Below are 13,610 nucleotides of genomic sequence, written 5' to 3' on the forward strand. Positions count from 1 at the left end.
ATACTTCACGAAAGGCGTGGATGGACCCGATGCCGGATTGGTTGGACATTTCATGGAAATCGGTTGTAACGATTCTGTCCCTGTTTGTGATGACCCGAATGCTCGGCAAAAAGCAACTGTCCCAGCTCAATTACTTTCACTATATCGCGGGCATTACGATCGGAAGCATCGCGGCGTTTATCTCCACGGATCTGGAGGCCAATTTTCTGATCGGGCTGTACGGAATGGCGTTATGGGCGTTTATTCCGCTGCTGTTCGAATGGTTTGCGATGAAGAGCCTCCGTCTGCGAAAATGGTTGGACGGCACGCCGACGGTTTTGATCGAGAAAGGAAGAATTCTGGAGGACAACTTGCGCAAGGCCCGCCTGACCGCGGACGAACTCATTCAGGAGTTGAGGGTGAAGGGCGTATACCGGTTGGCCGATGTGGAATTCGCCGTGTTGGAGACGGATGGGCAATTCAGCCTGAAAAAAATGCCGGGAAAAGAACCGGCGACGCTCGAGGATCTCGGGCTGAAGCCGCAGGAGGGCGCTTCGGGCCATTCCGTCGTCGTGATTTTGGACGGCAAGCTGATGGAAGACAACCTCAAGTCCACCGGTTTCGAGCCCGTCTGGCTGCATAAGCAGCTCGCCAAACGGAAGGTGAAGATGAAGGACGTTTTCCTCGCCCAGCTCGACAGGCATGGTCAATTGGATATCGATCTGTACGACGACAAAATGTCACATCATTCCTGAACGCCGATCCATGAATGGAGCGGCCCGGTTCATCGCAACCTATACCAAGACCTGCAAACATCGAGAAAAGGAGCTTCCGCCAATGGCAACAGCAAAAGATTCTTCCAAGCCGCTGGGCAAGTCGCCTACCAAACAGCAAGTGGAACAGCAAAATTATCAGCAGCTCGCCAAGCAGATGGAACCGGCAAGGCCGGTTTTCGCGAACTGCATCAAAGCGTTTGTCGTCGGAGGCGTCATCTGTCTGCTTGGTCAAGGCTTAACGGATTTGTTCAAGCGGTTCGGATTCAACCAGGAGACTGCCTCTAACCCGACGGTGGCTTGTCTGGTTATCCTGTCGGTTATCCTGACGAGCTTCGGGGTCTATGACAAAATTGCCCAATGGGCCGGCGCGGGCACGGCGGTGCCGGTCACGGGCTTCGCCAACTCCATGGCGTCCGCTGCCATCGAGCATCGCAGTGAAGGTCTCGTGCTCGGGGTCGGAGCGAATATGTTCAAGCTGGCCGGGTCGGTGATCGTGTTCGGAACCGTCGCCGCGTTTATCGTGGGCATCATTCACGGACTGCTGGATATGACGCCGTGGGGAGGTTTGCACTAATGCTTAAAGGCCGTCAAAGCTGGCTGTTTCATAAAAAGCCGGTCATTCTGGAAACCGCGACAGTCGTAGGGCCCGACGAGGCGGCCGGACCGCTCGGGGATCAGTTCGACATCGTCTACGACGATTGGACGCTGGGCCAGCCGAGCTGGGAAAAAGCGGAGCGGAAGCTGATGGAGGATGCCGCCAAACTTGCCGTGCAAAAGGCGGGCCTCAAAGAGGACGACATCAATTTTTTCGTTGGCGGCGACTTAATGAACCAGATCATCAGCGCCAGCTTCGCCGCCCGAACACTGCAGATTCCTTTTCTGGGCGCATTCGGAGCCTGTTCGACTTCCATGGAGACCCTCGCGATGGCGTCCATCCTGATCAGCTCGGGCGGGGCCCGATACGTCCTGGCGGGCACGTGCAGCCATAACTGCACGGCCGAGAAGCAATTCCGGTATCCGACGGAATACGGCTCGCAAAAACCGCCGACCGCACAATACACGGTTACGGGGGCGGGGGCCGCGGTGATCGCTTCGACCGGCGAAGGCCCCGTCGTCACGGCGGCGACGATCGGCCGCGTCGTCGATATGGGCATCGACGATCCGTTTAATATGGGCGCTGCGATGGCCCCGGCGGCCGTGGACACGATGAAGGCGCATTTCGCCGATCTGGAGCGCCAGCCGGGCTATTACGATCTGATCGTCACGGGCGATTTGGCCCGGGTGGGCTACGATATCGCGGTCGAGCTGCTGCGCGAACAGAAGGTGCCGATGCAGCAGACGACCTATAAAGATTGCGGGCTTATGATATACGATCGCGAGAAGCAGCAGGTGCAGGCGGGCGGCAGCGGATGCGGCTGCTCGGCGACCGTGACATACGGCCATATCCTCAAGCAGATCCGCAAGGGCGAATTGAACCGGGTGCTGGTGGTGGCCACGGGTTCGTTGTTGTCTCCGCTGTCTTATCAGCAAGGCGAGACCATCCCGTGCATCGCGCACGCGGTGGCCATCGAACGGGGGGATCTCACATGATTTATTTATGGGCATTCGTGATCGGCGGATTGATCTGCGTCTGCGGGCAAGTGCTGATCGACGTATTCAAGCAAACGCCGGCTCATACGATGAGCATCCTCGTCGTTGCGGGCGCGTTGCTCGACGGGCTCGGCTTGTACGAGCCCCTCGTGAAATTCGCGGGCGCGGGAGCGACCGTGCCGATCACCAGCTTCGGCAACGCCCTTGTCCACGGGGCGCTGACAGAATTAAACAACACGGGCTGGATCGGGCTGATCACGGGCATTTTCAAAATTACGAGCGCCGGCATATCGGCGGCGATCATTTTCTCCTTTTTGGCCGCGCTGGTTGTCAGGCCGAAAGGTTGACGAGGTCCGGGAGGACCTCATTTTTTTCGCCGCATGATAAAATGTAACTTCTGACAACTAAATTTAAAGAAACTTCCATTGTACGCGTTTTCCAGCCTGCGGTAAGATAGGATAAGGAATCTACAGCATCACCGCACTCCCCCTTCGGGAGAGACAAAGGAGGAGCCGTACGAATGGACGCTGTCGCACAGGAAGCCGTATGGGCGGCTGGACGTTTGAAGACGAATCTCGAATCTTGCATCCTGGGAAAAAGCAGCGAGATTGAGTTATTGCTGACGGCTCTGTTATCAGGAGGCCACGTCCTGCTCGAAGATGTGCCCGGAACCGGCAAAACCGTGCTGGTCAAGGCGCTTGCCAAATCCGTGAACGGACAATTCAGACGCATTCAATGCAATCCCGATTTGTTGCCGACCGATATTACCGGCGTCAGCATATACCACCCGAAGCAGGAATCGTTCGTATTCCGTCCCGGCCCCGTGATGACGAATCTGCTGCTCGTCGACGAGATCAACCGCGCCACGACCAAAACGCAGTCCGCGCTGCTGGAGGCGATGGAGGAGCGCTCCATATCGGCCGACGGCGAGAACTACCCGCTGCCTTCTCCTTTTCTTCTTATCGCCACGCAGAACCCGATCGACTTCGAAGGCACCTATCCGCTGCCGGAGGCTCAACTGGACCGCTTCCTGATGAAGCTGCGGCTCGGTTATCCCGATCACGAGACGGAAAAGCAAATGCTCCGCGATCAGGCGGAACAGCATCCCGTCGAGCGCCTGGCCCCGGTCATGGACATCGAAGGGCTGCTGGCGCTTCAGCAGGCCGTCCGCCAAGTGCATATCGACGAAGCGGTGTCCGATTATCTCGTGACGATCGTGCAGGAGACGAGAAGGCATCGCTCTCTGGCTCTGGGCGCCAGCCCGAGGGCGACGCTGGGCCTGCTCGCCGCGAGCAAGTCGCTGGCGCTGTTACGCGGCCGCGATTACGTCATCCCCGACGATATCAAATACTTAACCCCGTACGTGCTGTCCCACCGCTTGCTGCTGCAGACCGACGCAAGACTCGACGGACAGACGGCGGAGAGCGTGCTGGAGCAATTGCTCCAGGGAATACGCGTGCCGATCCGCCTGGAGAAATAACCGATGCGGGAAGTCAGGGGACAAGTCCGTCGGGAGCCGGTCGTCTCGAAGCGGGTATGGGGACTGAGCTTCCTGTTTGTCGCCAGCCTCGGCTTTGTGCTGTTTCAGGGCGGCAAGCTGTCGATGACCGTATTCATGACGGTGGCCGTATTGTGTGCCTATTTGTTGTTGGGCAGATGGAGCGGAATCAAACGCGTGACCGGAGGGCGGCGGCTGATGAACGCCAGCGCTTCGGGCAGCGGACGCGAAGCGGGGGGCTCCGGGGAGCTCGTCCTTGAGGCCGGACAGTCGATGCAGGTGCAGGTCGATATCAAAGTGCCCGGCATCTGGCCGATTCCTTACGTGCTGGTCCGGGACCGGATCGTCCGCAAGGGCGGCAAGGAAATGTCGTTCGAGATGTCCGTGATTTTGGATTGGAAGCGCCAGGGCTCCGCCGCATACCGGACACCTCCGCTGAAGCGGGGCGTCTATACGCTGGAGGAGCTCGACTGCTCGACCGAGGATATATTCGGTTTGTTTGAACATAAAGGAACGTTGAGGGACGCCCGGAGATTCTCCGTGCTGCCCAAGACGACGTCGATCAGCGATTGGCCCCAACTGAACCGGGCCTACCGGGGGACGCACCACCAATCGGCGACCGCCCAATCGGTTCGCGAGACGACGCAGATCAACGGGGTGCGCGAATATATATACGGCGACCGCCTGTCCCGCGTCCACTGGAACGCCACGGCCAAGACGGGCACGTGGAAGTCCAAGGAGTTCGAACGGGAGGCGCTGCCGCGCACCATTCTGGTGCTGGACCGGCAGGCCGCGGCTTACCGGGGGGACGAGCCGTTCGAGCTGGCTGTGTCCGTCACGGCTTCCCTGCTGCAGTTCGCCAGCCGGCGGGATCTGGCGATCGGCCTGCTGTCCGCCGGCTCTTCGCCGCTATATTTTGAACCGCGCAAGCTTGCAGGAGTCTCGGGCGCGATCTGGGAGCATCTCACCGGAGTGGAGGCGGACGGGAAGCATCCGCTTCCCGGGCTGCTTCGGGAATGGTGCAAATCGTGGCCGCAGGGCAGCCTTGTGGCGGTCGTCGGGCCGATCGGCTCGGAATCAGCATACGAGGCGCTGCGCTGGCTGAAGGAACGCCAATTCAATCCGCACCACATCGGCATCGACCAGAACCGGGACGGCGCGCAGACGGAGTCCTGGCGGCGGCTGATGCGCGGCGAGGGCATTCCGCATTACGTTCTCTCCGAATTGGACGAATTGTCGGCGGCGTTGGGAGGTCGGGCGAGATGATCAGGAGGCTGTTTTCGGATCGATGGCCCCAGCGTTGGACCGCGTTGATCACCGGCTTGTTTTTGTACCCGTTTCTCTCCTGGATGCAGGAGGAAGAGGGCTTGCTGCTGCCGGAGACGCTGCTGCTGATGAAGATCGCGCTGTTCGGCTCGATCGCGCTGGAGATGCTGCTGGTCCGGGCACACTGGCTGTTGCGGCGCCTGGCGCAGCTTGCGTTGGTCGTGGCGGCCAACGCGGCCGTCGCGGACGCGTCATGGCCCAAGCTTGCGGCCCCCGGTCTCGGGGGCCTCTGGGCTTGGTGCAAGGACGCTTTCGCCGAGCTTCTGCCGTATTTCTGGTTCGGAGCCGGAACTTGGGTCGTGTTCCTCTATACGCTGTGGTGGGTCGGCATCCGCTGGCGGATCGTCGCGCTGCTCGTGGCCGGCGTCGTGGCGATGGGCATCCGGGACTCGTTCAGCATGATTTACCTGTGGGACCAGACCTTGATTCTGATCGGCTGCGGTTTGTTCCTGCTGGTGATCCATCATTTCGCGAGGCTGAAGGAGAGGAACCCGGAGAGCTGGACGTATCTGGCCGAATATCCGGGCGCGCTGATGACCACGGTGCTGCTGACGATCACGGGCGCGCTTGCGCTCGGGGCGTTCGCTCCCGAGGTCAGGCCGGTCTTGACCGATCCGTATACGATGTACATGAATTGGCAGGGAAAGCCGGTCGTCACCGGCGGCAAAGGCGAGGCGTTCAACATCGATCTGACGACAGGGGACTCGTCTTCGGGCTATAGCCGCGACGACTCCGGACTCGGCGGATCGTTCGAGTTCGACTTCTCGCCCGTGTTTACCGTGATGACGTCACACCGTTCGTATTGGCGGGGCGAGACCCGCTCCAACTACACGGGAAGCGGCTGGGAGCAGACAAACGCGGAGAAATCGGCCGTCGTGAATGCCCGCTTCGGACTCGGGGCGCTGCCCCAGACGAACGAGCCGCCCGTGTCGAAGCTGGAGACGGTGGAGGTCACCCAGACGTTCACGATGCTGCGCAAGGACGAGCGCTTCCCGGTGCTGTTCGGCGCGAGCTATATCAAGCAGATCACCGCCTTCGGGGATGTCAAAAGCGGCACGCTTCCGCTGCAGTGGTCGCCGAGGCTGCGCGAGCTGCGGATCAACCCCGCCAGCTCGCGCAATTATCCGGAGACGTATACGGTCGTCTCGCAGGTGCCCGTTCTGAACGAAGAAATTTTGCGCCAGGCTCCGTTGACGGTGTCGAACCGGGAGGCGATGAGGGATTACCTGCAGCTCCCGCCGAGCGTGACGAACCGGACGCGCACGCTGGCGCGGGAGCTGACCAAGGATGCTCCGACCGCCTACGACAAGGTCAAAGTGCTGGAGAAATACCTGAACACGGAATTCACGTATACGAACAAACCGGATACGTCCAAAGGCCGGAACGATGATTTCGTTCACCGGTTTCTGTTCGAGATCCGGGAAGGGTACTGCGATTATTTCTCCACCGCGATGGTCGTGCTTGCGCGTGCAATCGACATTCCGGCGCGCTGGGTGAAAGGCTATGCGCCCGGCGATTACGCCTTCGACGAGGAATTCGGCCCGGCCGGCGTGCCTGCGGAAGCCATCGGGCAGCTCGCCAGCGGCGAAGGCGAATATACGGTGCGCAACTCGCATGCGCATTCGTGGGTCGAGGTTTACTTCGAAGGCATCGGGTGGATTCCGTTTGAGCCGACGCCGGGCTTTTCGCTGCCGGTCGTAGTGCCGGCGGGCGAGATCGGCGAAGTGACGGTGCCCGAAAATATCGACGTGCCCGAAACCGTCGAAGCGGCGGAGAGTGAATCCGGAGATCGGCGCGGCGGCTGGATCGCGTTCGGCATCGTGGGCGTGTCGGTTGCCGCCGCCGTTATCGCGGCCTTGCTGATTTTTGCACGGAAGCGGGCCGACTGGCTGCCGTTCGGCAAAGGGCGCGCGCTGAACCGCAATCAGCGGGTTGTGCGCGAGTTCGAACGGCTGCTGAAATACATGCGGCGCAAGGGCTACGATCGCGGCGAGCACGAGACGGTTCGCGAGACGGTCGGCCGCTGGAGCGCCGCGAATAAATGGATCGCGGAGGATCTGGCCCAGGTGTCGGACGCGTTCGAGCGCGCCAAATACGGGCGCGGCGAGATCAGCGAGCAGGACGCCGTCAACGCGATAACGCGTATTGCCAAGCTGCGGGAAATGGTCTGAAGCGAATGGGGAGCTGTTCCGTCTGGACAGCTCCCTTGTTTTTGCGGCCGAGTCGGAGCAGGCTTGGTCGGCTGCGATGGTCGATCGGGGGCGAGCCGGGCAGCAATCTTGCCCATCTCGCGGTTCGGCACAGGCTTGACAGTCCGCGAGGGCCGATCGGGTTTGGTTCGGCAGAGCTTGGGCAGGCCGCTGTTCAAACCGGGCCTTCGTCCGGCGGCGCGAAAGGCAAAAGTACACTTCAACCGCCGCTTTATTGGCTCGGGAGCCAGCGCGAAATGCAAATATACACTCCAGTCGGTGCTGTTCGCCGGGTTTGGGCTGTTTTTGCCGATTTTAAGTGTATATTTGCACTTGGCTGGGCGAATCGGTGAAAATTGGGGCAATTGGAGTGTATAAATGCATTTGGGCGAAGGGCGGCGAGGGCTGGGCGAGGATGGCAAGCCTCAACCTGGATGAACAGCGACGGTTCTCCAACTTCAACAGGAATGGAGCAGCGGCGATTGTCCAGCTTCAACTGGAATGGAACAACAGAGGTTGTCCGGCTCCAATCGCGATGGAACAGAGGCGGCTCTCCGCTCTAACCGGGATGGAACAGCGGGACCTCCAACTCCAACTGCAATGGAGCAAGGGGTTGTCCAACGTTCTCGACCAGCAGCATTTCGCGGCGGGCGAATCGCAAAGAAGCCGTTTTGCAACGCCGAGAGCAGGTATGATATAGTGGCAAGTAAGTAGAATGTGGGATGTTCGGGGGGAACAGGTTGTTCGACAAGCTGAGACCGCACCAGATCGTGCGAACGATCTACGATATCGATCTTCAGGAATTAAAGTCGCGGGGAATCCGCGGCATCATCACCGACTTGGACAATACGCTGGTGGGCGCCCGCGATCCCGTCGCGACGCCGGAACTGGTGGAATGGCTCGACCGTGTGCGGCAAGAGGGCTTTCAGGTCGTGATCGTCTCGAATAACAACCGTTCGCGCGTGTCGGTGTTCGCTGCGCCTCTCCAACTGCCGTTTATTCCGGCGGCCCGCAAGCCGATGAACAAATCGTTTCGCAAGGCGCTCAGCCTGATGGGCCTGTCCAGCCGGCAAGCCGTCGTCATCGGCGATCAGATGCTGACCGACGTGCTCGGAGGCAACCGGATGGGTCTGCACACGATTATGGTTCTCCCGGTCTCGCCGAAGGACGAGGGCTTCCTGACCCGCGTCAACCGGACGCTGGAGAGGGTCGCCGTCCGATGGATGAAGCGCCGGGGGATTGCGTTATGGGAGGAACGGAAATGACAGAAGCCATCAGACACAGATTGAAATGTTCGGGATGCGGCGTCGAGCTGCAGTCGGAAGATCCGTCCCGCGCGGGTTATGTCCCTCCGGGAGCCGGGGGCGGCAAGGGGAAGGACGCCAAAATCGTCTGCAAGCGCTGCTTCCGCATCCGTCATTATAACGAAGCGGTCTCCGTGCCGATGGACGATGCGCAGTTTTTGCGCATTTTGAGCGGGATCGGCGCGACCCGCAGCACCGTGCTGCACATCGTCGATCTGTTCGACTTCGACGGCAGCGTCATTCCCGGCCTGCACCGGTTCGTCGGAGACAACCCGGTTGTGCTGGCCGTGAACAAGGCGGATCTGCTGCCGAAGGGCGTCAACCAGAACCGGACGGTTAACTGGATTCGCAAGCTCGCCAAGGAAAACGGCTTGAAGCCGGCGGAAGTCGTGCTGTTGAGCGCCAAACTCAATGCCGGCTTCGACCGGCTGCTGGAAGCGCTGAGAAACCATCGCAACGGCCGCGATATTTATGTCGTCGGAGCGACAAACGTCGGCAAATCGACGCTGATCAACCGGCTGATCTCGGATTACAGCGATCTGGACGGCGAATTGACCGTCTCCCCGTATCCGGGAACGACGCTCGACGTCGTCTCCGTGCCGCTTGAGGACGGCGGAGCGATGATCGACACGCCGGGCATCGTCTACCCGTGGCGGCTGACCGAGATGGTCGGGCCCGCGACGCTGAGAGCGGTGCTTCCCGACAAATTCGTCAAACCGAGGGTCTATCAGTTGGACGAGAGACAGACGTTGTTTTTCGGAGCGCTGGCGCGGTTCGATTTCGTCAAGGGCGAACACCAGTCCTTTACGTGTTACGTCTCCAATGGGATTCACGTTCACCGCCGGAAGCTCGACGGCGCCGACGAGTTTTGGGAGAAGCACCGGGGAGAGCTGCTGTCTCCGCCAAATGCCGGGGAACTGGCGTCGCTGCCTCCGCTGGCGAGACATTCGCTGCGCATCCCGCCGGGAGCCAAGATGGATGTCTCCATCAGCGGTCTCGGCTGGATTCAATGCAGCGGCTTGACCGGGGCGATGATCGACGTATACGCGCCGAAGGGCGTTAAAGTGGTCTTGCGTCCCTCGATGATCTGACTGGCTTCGGCCGGCAACGATTCCAAAGGTTCGGGGAGAGAGAAACGGGATGAGCGCATCCTTTCAAATGGACACCAAAACGGTGATGTACGGCGTATTCGGCGATCCGGTCGCCCAGTCGAAGTCGCCGATTATGCTGAACCGGGCCTTCCAGGTCAGAGGCATCAACGCGGCATACGCCGCCTTTCATATTAAGCCCGGCACGCTCGGAGACGCCGTGCGCGGCATCCGGGCGCTCGGCTTCCGGGGCGTGAACGTCACGATCCCGCATAAGCTGGAAGTGATGAATTATCTCGACGAAATTGACGAACACGCGCGCCGCATCGGAGCGGTCAACACGATCGTCAACGACGGCGGCCGGCTGATCGGATTTAATACCGACGGCATCGGTTATGTTCGCTCGCTGAAGGAGGAAACCGGCCTGACGCTGCGGGGCTGCCGCGTTCTGATGCTGGGCGCGGGCGGGGCCGCCCGCGGCGTCGGCTACGCGTTGGCCAGGGAAGGCGCGGCCCGCATCTGGATCGCCAACCGCACCGTCTCGAAGGCGGAGGAACTGGCCGGATATTTGCGCGAATACACGCAAGCGGACGGGATCGGTCTGGACGGCATCGGCGCGATCCGCCAGGAGGTCGATCTGATCGTCAACAACACGTCGGTGGGCATGTCCCCGAACGTGGACGAGACGCCGATCGACACGTCCTGGTTCCATCCGAGCTTGACGGTGAGCGATCTGATCTACAACCCGATGGAGACGAAGCTTCTCCGCGAAGCCAGATTGGCCGGCGCGAAGACGCATGGCGGTCTCGGCATGTTTATTTACCAAGGGGCGTACGCCTTCGAATATTGGACGGGGCAGCCCGCCCCGGTCCGGGAAATGCGCGAGGCCGTGGAAGCGGCTTTGCGTCAAGGATGAGAACGAAGGAGATTCGACATCGATGCTGACAGGAAAACAAAAAAGATATTTGCGCTCGCTTGCCCATCATCTCGACCCGATCTTTCAGGTCGGCAAAGCCGGCGTCAACGAAGCGCAGCTCCGCTCGATATCCGAAGCGCTGGATGTCCGCGAGCTGGTCAAAATCTCGATATTGACGAGCTGCGAAGATGACCGCTTCGAAGTGTCGGAGGCGCTGGCTTCCGGAACGGGCGCGGAGCTGGTGCAGACGATCGGCAAAACCGTCGTGTTGTATAAGCAGGCCCGCGAGGAGAAGGACCGGAAAATCCAACTGCCGTGACGGGAGCGGACCCGCGCGCCGGAGGAGGAAATGCCTATGCGAATCGGCATCATGGGAGGGACGTTCGATCCCGTGCATATCGGCCATCTGCTGGCCGCCGAAAGCGCCAGGGAGTCGGCCGGACTGGACGAAGTCTGGTTTATGCCGACCTGCGTGCCTCCGCACAAGCGGTCGGCGCCCGCAGCGGACGCCCGGCATCGGCTGCGTATGGTGGAGCTGGCGATTCAAGGCCACCCGGATTTCCGCGCCTGTCCCCTCGAGATCGAAAAGGGGGGCACCTCCTATACGTACGAGACGGTGCGCCTGCTGAAGGAACGGCATCCGGAGGATGAATTTTACTACATTATCGGAGCCGATATGGTTCAATATTTGCCGAATTGGGCGAAAATAGGAGAACTGGCACAGCAGATCCGGTTCATCGGCTTGCGCCGTCCGGGATACGAGTGGAATCCGGGCGAACTGCCGGAGTGGATCGCGCGGGCGGTCATCCCGGCGGATATGCCGCAGATCGGCGTCTCCTCGACGGAGATTCGCCGGATGCTGGCCCAGGGGCGATCGCTTCGATACGTGCTGCCGGAGGCGGTCAGACTGTACGTGAAGGAGCAAGGACTGTATGCATCTTAACGAATTAATAGAACGCACCCGGTCGCAAATGCCGGCCAAGCGCTGGCAGCATACGCTCGGCGTCGTGGAAACGTCGGTCAAGTTGGCGGAGCAGTTCGGAGCCGACCCGCGCAAGGCGGAGATTGCCGCTGTGCTGCACGACTACTGCAAATTTTGGCCGGTCGACAAGCAACTGCGGATTTTGCGCGACAACCCGGAGCTTCCGCAGGACTTGCCCGAATACGACAACGCCCTGCTGCATTCCCATGTCGGGGCGTGGATCGCCCGGCACGAGTTGGGCATCGACGACGAAGAGGTGCTGGACGCGATCCGCTGGCATACGTCCGGACGCGTCGGCATGACGGCTCTCGACAAAGTCGTCTGCCTGGCCGACTACATCGAGCCGAACCGCGATTTTCCCGGCGTGGAGAAGATGCGGGAGCTCGCCCGCCACAGCATGGAGCGGGCATTGATCGCGGGGTTCGATTCGACGATATCGTTTTTGCTGCAAAAAGGAAAAAAAATATACCCGCTCACCGTTATGAGCCGAAACGCGCTGATTGGAGAATTGGAGGGATAGCATGAATCAATCGGTGGATACCTTACTGCAGGCGGTCGTCAAAGCGGCCGACGACAAAAAAGCGCATAACATCACGGTGCTGGATCTGAAAGGCATCTCGCTGATCGCCGATTATTTCGTCATCTGCCACGGCAATTCGGACACGCAGGTGCAGGCGATCGTCTCCGAGATCCGCAAAGTCGCCGACAGCTTCGGCGTGAGGGTGAAAGGCGTGGAAGGCGCGGACAAAGCGCGCTGGGTGCTGGTGGATCTCGGCGACGTCGTGGCGCATGTGTTCCATCGCGACGAGCGCGAGTATTACAATCTGGAGCGTCTGTGGTCGGACGCGCGGATCGTGGAGACCGTATGACGATGCAGACGGGCAGGCCGCTGCAACTCTGGGTCGAACGGGAGCAACCGCCCTTCGGCTATTTCCTGACGGACGGGGAATCCTCGGTGCTGCTGCCGTATGCGGAATCGGCCGGAGGAGGGGGCCATAAGCCCGGAGACGTATTGACGGCGTATTTGTTCCACGACAGCAAGGAGAGGCTGACCGCGACCACGAAAAAGCCGCTTATCGAGTGGGGCGAGGTGAAGGCGCTGGAAGTCGCCGATTTTCATCCCCGTTTCGGCTGTTTTCTGGAGATGGGGTGGGGCAGACAACTGCTTCTTCCGCTGTCGGAGCTGCCGGAATCCGAGATGTTCCGGCCGCAGCGGGGGGATCGCGTCTACGTCAAGCTGTCAAGGGACAAGCAGGGGCGTCTGCTTGCGGTGCGGGCGCGCGAACCCGATCTGGACAAGCTTTCGTTCCACGCGCCGACAAGCTGGAGCGGCCGGTGGATGCCGTGCCGGGTGTACAACCCGCTTGCCAACGCCACGTACGTGGTCGTCGAGGGCGGGGTGCTCGGGTTCGGCGCTATCGGCATGATCCATAAGCAGGAGCGGATGAGGCCGCTCCGTCTCGGTGAAGCGCTGGAAGCGCGGGTCGTGAAGGTGCGCGAGGACGGCCGGGTGAATTTGGCGATGCGCGCGGTCAAGGAAGAGAGCCGCGATTCGGACGCGGAGACGATTCTCCGGTATCTGAGGGAACGGCCCAACGGAGCGATGCCTTATTCGGACGAGACGCCTCCGGATCTGATCAAGCAAAAATTCGGCATGAGCAAAGCCGCGTTCAAGCGGGCGCTCGGGAAGCTGATGAGGGAAGGTCTCGTCCGGCAGGAGCAAAGCTGGACTTACCTGCAGGAGAGCGGAGGCAAGCCGGAGGAACGCTGAGACGGGCTTGCGGATTTTACGGCCGGCGGCGTTTTCCGGAAGGGCTGCGGAGCCGGAGAAGTTGGCGTCGCGCAGACTTGGCGGACAATTTCCCGGTTATTTGAACGAAAGCCGCCGGTTTTGTGAACGCCGGGAAGCCGATGCGGATGTTATACTGGTGCCAATTTCGAACCCACGCCGAGCGGCGCGGG

General features: G+C 60.6%; 15 protein-coding genes. All 15 read left to right on the forward strand.

All coding sequences use genetic code 11. The features are described from left to right. Positions 1 to 29 precede the first annotated feature (29 nt). Entirely contained in the window at positions 30 to 734 is a 705-nt protein-coding gene (locus FE781_RS00080) for a DUF421 domain-containing protein (protein WP_170209374.1), read from the forward strand. A gap of 82 nt (positions 735 to 816) precedes the next feature. Further along, positions 817 to 1,329, forward strand: coding sequence for a stage V sporulation protein AC (gene spoVAC, locus FE781_RS00085; RefSeq protein WP_138787596.1), 513 nt, complete (start codon positions 817 to 819; stop codon positions 1,327 to 1,329). Continuing rightward, on the forward strand, positions 1,329 to 2,345 hold the full coding sequence (gene spoVAD / locus FE781_RS00090) for a stage V sporulation protein AD (RefSeq protein ID WP_138787597.1): 1,017 nt from the start codon (positions 1,329 to 1,331) through the stop codon (positions 2,343 to 2,345). Before spoVAC ends, spoVAD begins: the two co-directional genes overlap by 1 nt. Further along, on the forward strand, positions 2,342 to 2,692 hold the full coding sequence (gene spoVAE / locus FE781_RS00095; protein ID WP_138787598.1) for a stage V sporulation protein AE: 351 nt from the start codon (positions 2,342 to 2,344) through the stop codon (positions 2,690 to 2,692). Before spoVAD ends, spoVAE begins: the two co-directional genes overlap by 4 nt. Positions 2,693 to 2,865: 173 nt before the next feature. Beyond that, positions 2,866 to 3,825, forward strand: a complete 960-nt coding sequence (locus FE781_RS00100; protein WP_138787599.1) for an AAA family ATPase — start codon at positions 2,866 to 2,868, stop codon at positions 3,823 to 3,825. Between the two features lie 3 nt (positions 3,826 to 3,828). Further along, positions 3,829 to 5,109 (forward strand): DUF58 domain-containing protein, encoded by a 1,281-nt coding sequence (locus FE781_RS00105; protein WP_138787600.1) that lies wholly within the window; start codon positions 3,829 to 3,831, stop codon positions 5,107 to 5,109. Continuing rightward, positions 5,106 to 7,340, forward strand: coding sequence for a transglutaminase TgpA family protein (locus tag FE781_RS00110; RefSeq protein ID WP_138787601.1), 2,235 nt, complete (start codon positions 5,106 to 5,108; stop codon positions 7,338 to 7,340). Before FE781_RS00105 ends, FE781_RS00110 begins: the two co-directional genes overlap by 4 nt. Before the next feature lie 758 nt (positions 7,341 to 8,098). Next, positions 8,099 to 8,623, forward strand: coding sequence for a YqeG family HAD IIIA-type phosphatase (locus tag FE781_RS00115; RefSeq protein ID WP_138787602.1), 525 nt, complete (start codon positions 8,099 to 8,101; stop codon positions 8,621 to 8,623). Then, positions 8,620 to 9,753: a ribosome biogenesis GTPase YqeH gene (gene yqeH, locus FE781_RS00120; protein WP_138787603.1), complete on the forward strand. Its 1,134-nt coding sequence runs from the start codon at positions 8,620 to 8,622 to the stop codon at positions 9,751 to 9,753. Before FE781_RS00115 ends, yqeH begins: the two co-directional genes overlap by 4 nt. 49 nt (positions 9,754 to 9,802) lie before the next feature. Then, complete coding sequence (gene aroE / locus FE781_RS00125) at positions 9,803 to 10,666, forward strand: shikimate dehydrogenase (RefSeq protein WP_246067963.1); 864 nt, start codon at positions 9,803 to 9,805, stop codon at positions 10,664 to 10,666. A 22-nt stretch (positions 10,667 to 10,688) separates the two neighbouring features. Beyond that, positions 10,689 to 10,985 (forward strand): ribosome assembly RNA-binding protein YhbY, encoded by a 297-nt coding sequence (gene yhbY, locus FE781_RS00130; RefSeq protein WP_138787604.1) that lies wholly within the window; start codon positions 10,689 to 10,691, stop codon positions 10,983 to 10,985. Between the two features lie 36 nt (positions 10,986 to 11,021). After that, positions 11,022 to 11,609, forward strand: a complete 588-nt coding sequence (locus FE781_RS00135; protein ID WP_138787605.1) for a nicotinate-nucleotide adenylyltransferase — start codon at positions 11,022 to 11,024, stop codon at positions 11,607 to 11,609. Beyond that, the gene (gene yqeK / locus FE781_RS00140) at positions 11,599 to 12,168 is read left to right on the forward strand and encodes a bis(5'-nucleosyl)-tetraphosphatase (symmetrical) YqeK (RefSeq protein WP_138787606.1); all 570 of its coding nucleotides are present in this window, start codon (positions 11,599 to 11,601) and stop codon (positions 12,166 to 12,168) included. The genes FE781_RS00135 and yqeK overlap by 11 nt, the downstream gene beginning before the upstream one ends. A gap of 1 nt (position 12,169) precedes the next feature. Further along, entirely contained in the window at positions 12,170 to 12,517 is a 348-nt protein-coding gene (rsfS, locus tag FE781_RS00145; RefSeq protein ID WP_138787607.1) for a ribosome silencing factor, read from the forward strand. Further along, entirely contained in the window at positions 12,514 to 13,419 is a 906-nt protein-coding gene (locus FE781_RS00150) for a CvfB family protein (protein ID WP_138787608.1), read from the forward strand. Before rsfS ends, FE781_RS00150 begins: the two co-directional genes overlap by 4 nt. The last annotated feature ends 191 nt before the right edge of the window (positions 13,420 to 13,610 follow it).

This window comes from Paenibacillus thermoaerophilus (assembly GCF_005938195.1).
In the GTDB taxonomy this organism is placed as follows: Bacteria; Bacillota; Bacilli; order Paenibacillales; family Reconciliibacillaceae; genus Paenibacillus_W; species Paenibacillus_W thermoaerophilus.

What these genes read in the sequence shown, in the direction of transcription:
- FE781_RS00080 (WP_170209374.1), top strand. Translation starts at nt 30, where the DNA reads ATGCCGGATTGGTTGGACATTTCATGGAAATCGGTTGTAACGATTCTG.
- spoVAC (WP_138787596.1), top strand. Translation starts at nt 817, where the DNA reads ATGGCAACAGCAAAAGATTCTTCCAAGCCGCTGGGCAAGTCGCCTACC.
- spoVAD (WP_138787597.1), top strand. Translation starts at nt 1,329, where the DNA reads ATGCTTAAAGGCCGTCAAAGCTGGCTGTTTCATAAAAAGCCGGTCATT.
- spoVAE (WP_138787598.1), top strand. Translation starts at nt 2,342, where the DNA reads ATGATTTATTTATGGGCATTCGTGATCGGCGGATTGATCTGCGTCTGC.
- FE781_RS00100 (WP_138787599.1), top strand. Translation starts at nt 2,866, where the DNA reads ATGGACGCTGTCGCACAGGAAGCCGTATGGGCGGCTGGACGTTTGAAG.
- FE781_RS00105 (WP_138787600.1), top strand. Translation starts at nt 3,829, where the DNA reads ATGCGGGAAGTCAGGGGACAAGTCCGTCGGGAGCCGGTCGTCTCGAAG.
- FE781_RS00110 (WP_138787601.1), top strand. Translation starts at nt 5,106, where the DNA reads ATGATCAGGAGGCTGTTTTCGGATCGATGGCCCCAGCGTTGGACCGCG.
- yqeH (WP_138787603.1), top strand. Translation starts at nt 8,620, where the DNA reads ATGACAGAAGCCATCAGACACAGATTGAAATGTTCGGGATGCGGCGTC.
- aroE (WP_246067963.1), top strand. Translation starts at nt 9,803, where the DNA reads ATGAGCGCATCCTTTCAAATGGACACCAAAACGGTGATGTACGGCGTA.
- yhbY (WP_138787604.1), top strand. Translation starts at nt 10,689, where the DNA reads ATGCTGACAGGAAAACAAAAAAGATATTTGCGCTCGCTTGCCCATCAT.
- FE781_RS00135 (WP_138787605.1), top strand. Translation starts at nt 11,022, where the DNA reads ATGCGAATCGGCATCATGGGAGGGACGTTCGATCCCGTGCATATCGGC.
- yqeK (WP_138787606.1), top strand. Translation starts at nt 11,599, where the DNA reads ATGCATCTTAACGAATTAATAGAACGCACCCGGTCGCAAATGCCGGCC.
- rsfS (WP_138787607.1), top strand. Translation starts at nt 12,170, where the DNA reads ATGAATCAATCGGTGGATACCTTACTGCAGGCGGTCGTCAAAGCGGCC.
- FE781_RS00150 (WP_138787608.1), top strand. Translation starts at nt 12,514, where the DNA reads ATGACGATGCAGACGGGCAGGCCGCTGCAACTCTGGGTCGAACGGGAG.